Raw genomic sequence first — 5,044 nt, forward strand, 5'->3', positions numbered from 1 at the left:
TTATCTATAAGCTAAACCGAAGATATTTTGGTGACAAACTCTTCGAAAGGCTCATTATTGCTAATATTACAGCGATATGAGTAAAAACGGATATACATAAATTAAATTATTTCTTTTTCTCTACTCCAAAAGTTTCCGGAAATCTTGCGATTGTGAAATCTCTAGAGATAGCCGCTTTCTCAAACTTAAGTTTTCCGCTCAAAGTTTCTAAAATCACACCATCTTCTGTAATTGAAAAGATTGTTCCGTGCATCCCAGAAGTTGTAACAACTTTTGCACCTGGTTTTAGCGCTTCTTGGAAAGATTTTTCCTGCTTCTGCTTTTTCATCTGTGGACGAATCATCAGAAAATAAAATCCAACGAACATCAATCCAATCATCAATAACGTTGGCGTCATCGTCTGTGCTGGAGCTGCTTGTAAAAATACTGTCAACATAATCTTATGGTAAAATGTTAGCTGAGAATGTTAATCTTACTGGTGCTTTTTCTACGTTCACAAAAACATCAGCTGCTTTGTTAACTGCTCCATCGAAATTTGTAGAATCGAAATGCAAAGTGATTTTTCCTTTTTTACCTGGCAAGATTGGTTCTTTTGTATAATCAGGAACTGTACATCCACAGCCTGGTTTTACGTTAGAAATAATCAATGGATTAGTTCCTGTGTTAGTTACTTCGTAAACGTGTTCTACTTTTTCACCTTTTTTGATATCGCCAAAGTTATGGTCAATTTCACCGAATGCAATTGTAGTCAGAGGTTTGCTTTGAGCTTCTTTTACCAAAGCCGCATCATCTGGATTAGCAGATTCTTGAGAAAGAGCCTCTACAACTGTAGTCGCAGAATCTACACCAGGAACGTGATCTAGTGTACTTCCTTCTTTTTTGTTACAGGAAAAAGCAATTGTGCAAAGTGCAGCTACTGCTAATATTTTGATTGATTTCATATGTAAATATTATTTTTTTTAATTGTCATATGTTATCGCTTAAGGCGATTTCATATAAATTATTTTGAAATTATATTCTGTTTAAGTCTTTGGTATATTTATCTAAAATTCCGTTGATAAAGACATTTGACTTTTCGGTTCCGTAAACTTTTGAAATATCAATATACTCATTAATGATAATTCTGGAAGCCGTTAATGGAAAATTATCAAGTTCTGTAATAGCTGCGATTAAAACAATTCTGTCTATAAGAGAAATCCTTTCCAATTCCCAATTGACAAGGCGTTCTTGTAATTTTTTTTCAGATTCTTCCCAATTGTTAAGAGCAGCTCTTAGAAGTTTTTTTGCAAACTGTTCATCTTCTTCATCTTTGAGCATTTTGATAAGTGTGTGGGAAGGTTCATCTTCTTTCATAAAACCAATGGTTTTCTGAATCATAGAGTTGGAAATGTGTAAATCATCTGCCCAAGACATTTCTTTTTCTTCGAATCTATCATGCAAATCACTATTTTCAGCAACATATCTAAGGAAAAGTTTACCAATGAATTTTTGATCATCTTCGAAAGACAATTCTCCATCCTCCATATAATCCTGATAACGTTTCCCAGCCTTGATACGTTGAAAAGTTTTAACTAAAATTGAATCGTTGGAATCCCAAATAAGATCTTTATGTCTGCTGGAGAAACTTCTTCTTTCTTCATTATTTTCTAACTGAATTAAGATTTGGTTTCTAATTAATTTTTGGTTGGGGTTCTCGTCCTCGTTAGTTTTGATATATTTGCTTTTCCCAATTTCTATCTGATCCTCTGCCAAACTCTTCAAACCAACCATAAAGTTGAGTGTGTAGATGTACAAATTATAGATTTTATTGATTTCAGAGAAAAGGTTTTTCTCAACAGCTTCAAACCTAATCGGGTTTTGGTAATAAGAATAGAGTGATTCTACAATTTTTTCGCGGATTTGTCTTCTTCCCAGCATTTCAAAGATCTTTTATTGGGTGCAAAGATAAGGAAAATGTTGCAAATCATAATCTTATGAGATACAAACTTCTATGATATTTATTGGACTTTTTCAGAATCTATTTTCTTCAACTGTTTAAGGTTCACAGACAGTCTTTTCAAAATAATACCATACGCAATTCTATAGTAAAGCAAAATGATAATAATACAAATTAAAAGACTGAAAATCACGCCTGTTATTAACCCCCAAAATGTTGGATTATCGATATGGATATTTTGTTTTTGAATAGTGAAAATAATAAAGCTAGTAAAACTCCCTACGAACAAAAAAAGTAAAATAATGTTACAAAAAATGAACAAATTAACCGCTTTTTTGAAATCTAAAATATGAATAATGAATTTTTTGAGATTAGACTCTATGGTAATTTTCTTATAATTTCTATAGAAAATAACAACGAATACTCCTGTAATCAAAAGACTTGCAATCTTCATAAAAGTATAAATCTTGTCTAATGAAAACTCAACTTCGTTCTGATTTCTAATCTGAAGTCTATTTAAAATACTAGTAAAATCTGTATGAAAACTACTTGAGAATAATGCTACAAAATTTATGATTCCGAAAATAACGAATTCAGCAATACTAATCCAAAGAATGTATTTCACATAATTTCTGGATTTTCTGTTCAGCATCACTTCAATTTCATCCTGATTATATCCATCAGAAATCGTCTGGTCCTGCCACGTTTTTTTCAACGAGTCTATATCAAAGTCTTCTGAGTTAGGCATGTTTTATCATTAATTCTTTTAATGTTTTCTTTAATCTATTCATTTTCACACGGGCATTCACTTCTGTAATCCCCAATGTGTCCGCAATCTCTTTATAAGGTTCCTCATCCAGATACATCATTACAATCGCTCTTTCTACATCCGGCAACATCTTGATAACCTTGTATAACAAAGAAATCTGCTGTTGTTTTTCATCAGAATCTTCCAAAAAATTCTTGCTATGAAAATCCTGTAATTCATCGGTCTGAGGTTGCCTTGTTTTTTTTCTGAATAATGTAATTGCGGTATTAAGTGCGACTCTGTACATCCAAGTAGAAATTTTTGAATTCCCTTGAAATGAGTCGTAAGATTTCCAGAGTTGTAACACAATTTCTTGAAAAAGATCTTCTTGATCTTCTGAGGAATGGGTATAAAGGCGTGAGACTTTGATAATAAGTCCCTGATTATCCTTTATTAATTTAGAAAACTCTTTCTGTTTATTTTCCATTCCAAGGACGAAGATAAGAATTAATAATACTAAATATGAATACTTTCTAATAGTTAAAGTAAAGAATTGTTAATAATTGAGTACTTTTGCCAACAGAGAAGCGTGGCTTGTTGATCCGAATTCATTTTTGGGTAGGAAAGTCCGGACACCATAGGGCAGTATAGCGGATAACATCCGTCATTTGTGAAAATAGGACAAGTGCAACAGAAAGCAAGTACAGTTCGGCTGTAGTGAAACCAGGTAAACTCTATACGGTGCAATACCAAGTATATCATCAGTCAAGGTCGGCTCGGCCATTGATGAGGGGTAGGTAGCAAAAGTTTTACAGCAATGTAAAATGCAGATAAATAACAAGCTTCAACAGAATCCGGCTTACAGCGCTTCTCTATTTTTTGATTTGGGAATGTTGGTAATTCTTAATGATAAAATTAATTCCTGTTTCCAATATTTCTCCCATACTTTTACACTTTTTGAATTGAGAATTGTAAGTCAATTTTTGAAGAGAAGTACTTAATTCTTCTATTTTATCAGGTGTAGAAATATGATCCGTTTTCATAATTTCTATCAAATCTTTATATCTCTGATTACTTGTCAGAACTCTTTTAGCAATTGCAGACCTTACTTCTTTTCTGTATTGTTCTACAGAATTAGGTTTGAGTTTTTCATTAACGAGTTCAACCATTTTAATATTCTCTTTAAAATACTGAGGAATGTAAATCTTGAGTTGCCCTTCATAACTCTGCTGGTCAAAATCGATTGCTCTAATTCTGTAAACAACTTGGTCAAAATCGTGAATAGGAATCACAACATAATTGTATGAACGCATATCTCCCAATAAACCAATCATACATCTTTCATTGAATTTTACAAATTCTTTTGCAATTTGAGCTTTTTCAAGTTCGGTGCAATCTGATAAATAATTTTCGATAAAAACATCGCCCGGAATTCCAAGAATGTGTTCTTCAATCAAAGTATCTTCATAAACAAGAAAATTGATCCTATTAGGTGAAAAAATATCTTCAAACTCTAATCCGTAAATTCTGGAAGCATCAGCTTTCTTGATATAAAAATTGGTATAATTATCATTAAGTATATTTCTGACTCTAATTCTAAAAGGCTTAGAGTTACCGAAAGTGCAAAAATGAATAGAATCGACCTTTAAAAACGGTAATGTCTCTTCATCACCATCTGAATGTAGAAGTGTATAGATTTTATTAAGACTAGCTTCTATTTCCAAATATTCAAATTCAGGATAGAAAACATCCAGCCAATAAGTATCCTTCTCATCTTTATCAAAGAGAGTAGTGTAACCTGAGAATCTCAAAAGGTCATCATAGAATATTTTAATTTGAGTAGTTTTATTATTCTTCTCAAGATATTCTTCTAATAAATTCCCAATAGGATAAATAGGTTTTCTAAATTCAATTTTTACATCTTTCATTTGAGTTGATATGAATAACTAAAATACGTAAAAAATAGATTTATAAAATAAAGTTTGGAGCAAAAAAAACCTCAATCAAATAAATGATTGAGGTTTAAAAAAAACTGGCGGCGACCTACTCTCCCGCTTTCGCAGTACCATCGGCGCTAGAGGGCTTAACTTCTGTGTTCGGAATGGGAACAGGTGAGCCCCTCTGCTAAAACCACCCTAAAGGCTGTTTGTACAAAAGGATGTACAGTATATATATATTACCAGATATTTAGATTACAGATATCAGATTCAAGACTTTAAAGTCTATCATCTATCAGTCTATTATCTTTTAGTCTAATAATTATCGATAAAAACTTTCACAAAGAGAGAACCTTGATTGCGCAATTAAGCATCCGCCAATTAGGCTATAAATCTACGGGTAATTAGTACTACTCGGCTATG

General features: G+C 32.3%; 6 protein-coding genes, 1 rRNA gene and 1 other RNA gene. 1 reads left to right on the forward strand and 7 read right to left on the reverse strand.

Annotated elements, in window-relative coordinates:
- Positions 1-106: 106 nt before the first annotated feature.
- The 5 genes from yajC to DRF58_RS17630 all read right to left on the reverse strand — a co-directional run bounded on the left by yajC (position 107) and on the right by DRF58_RS17630 (position 3,171).
- Complete coding sequence (gene yajC, locus DRF58_RS17610; RefSeq protein ID WP_116037235.1) at positions 107-436, reverse strand: preprotein translocase subunit YajC; 330 nt, start codon at positions 434-436, stop codon at positions 107-109.
- 4 nt (positions 437-440) lie between these two features.
- On the reverse strand, positions 441-941 hold the full coding sequence (locus DRF58_RS17615; RefSeq protein ID WP_116037236.1) for a DUF1573 domain-containing protein: 501 nt from the start codon (positions 939-941) through the stop codon (positions 441-443).
- Between the two features lie 70 nt (positions 942-1,011).
- Positions 1,012-1,917, reverse strand: coding sequence for a transcription antitermination factor NusB (nusB, locus tag DRF58_RS17620; protein ID WP_116037238.1), 906 nt, complete (start codon positions 1,915-1,917; stop codon positions 1,012-1,014).
- Between the two features lie 80 nt (positions 1,918-1,997).
- Complete coding sequence (locus DRF58_RS17625; RefSeq protein WP_116037240.1) at positions 1,998-2,684, reverse strand: beta-carotene 15,15'-monooxygenase; 687 nt, start codon at positions 2,682-2,684, stop codon at positions 1,998-2,000.
- Positions 2,677-3,171: an RNA polymerase sigma factor gene (locus DRF58_RS17630; protein WP_116037241.1), complete on the reverse strand. Its 495-nt coding sequence runs from the start codon at positions 3,169-3,171 to the stop codon at positions 2,677-2,679. Before DRF58_RS17630 ends, DRF58_RS17625 begins: the two co-directional genes overlap by 8 nt.
- A 94-nt stretch (positions 3,172-3,265) precedes the next feature.
- Here DRF58_RS17630 and rnpB point away from each other — a divergent pair.
- Positions 3,266-3,562: RNase P RNA component class A (rnpB, locus tag DRF58_RS17635), an RNA gene on the forward strand.
- Here rnpB and DRF58_RS17640 read toward each other — a convergent pair.
- Together DRF58_RS17640 and rrf are read right to left on the reverse strand one after the other, a co-directional pair.
- Positions 3,557-4,612, reverse strand: coding sequence for a hypothetical protein (locus tag DRF58_RS17640; protein WP_116037243.1), 1,056 nt, complete (start codon positions 4,610-4,612; stop codon positions 3,557-3,559). The two genes, rnpB and DRF58_RS17640, sit on opposite strands and share 6 nt — an antisense overlap.
- 102 nt (positions 4,613-4,714) lie before the next feature.
- A 5S ribosomal RNA gene (rrf, locus tag DRF58_RS17645) occupies positions 4,715-4,822 on the reverse strand.
- Between the last annotated feature and the right edge of the window lie 222 nt (positions 4,823-5,044).

The organism is Epilithonimonas hispanica, assembly GCF_003385395.1.
Classification (GTDB): Bacteria; Bacteroidota; Bacteroidia; order Flavobacteriales; family Weeksellaceae; genus Epilithonimonas; species Epilithonimonas hispanica.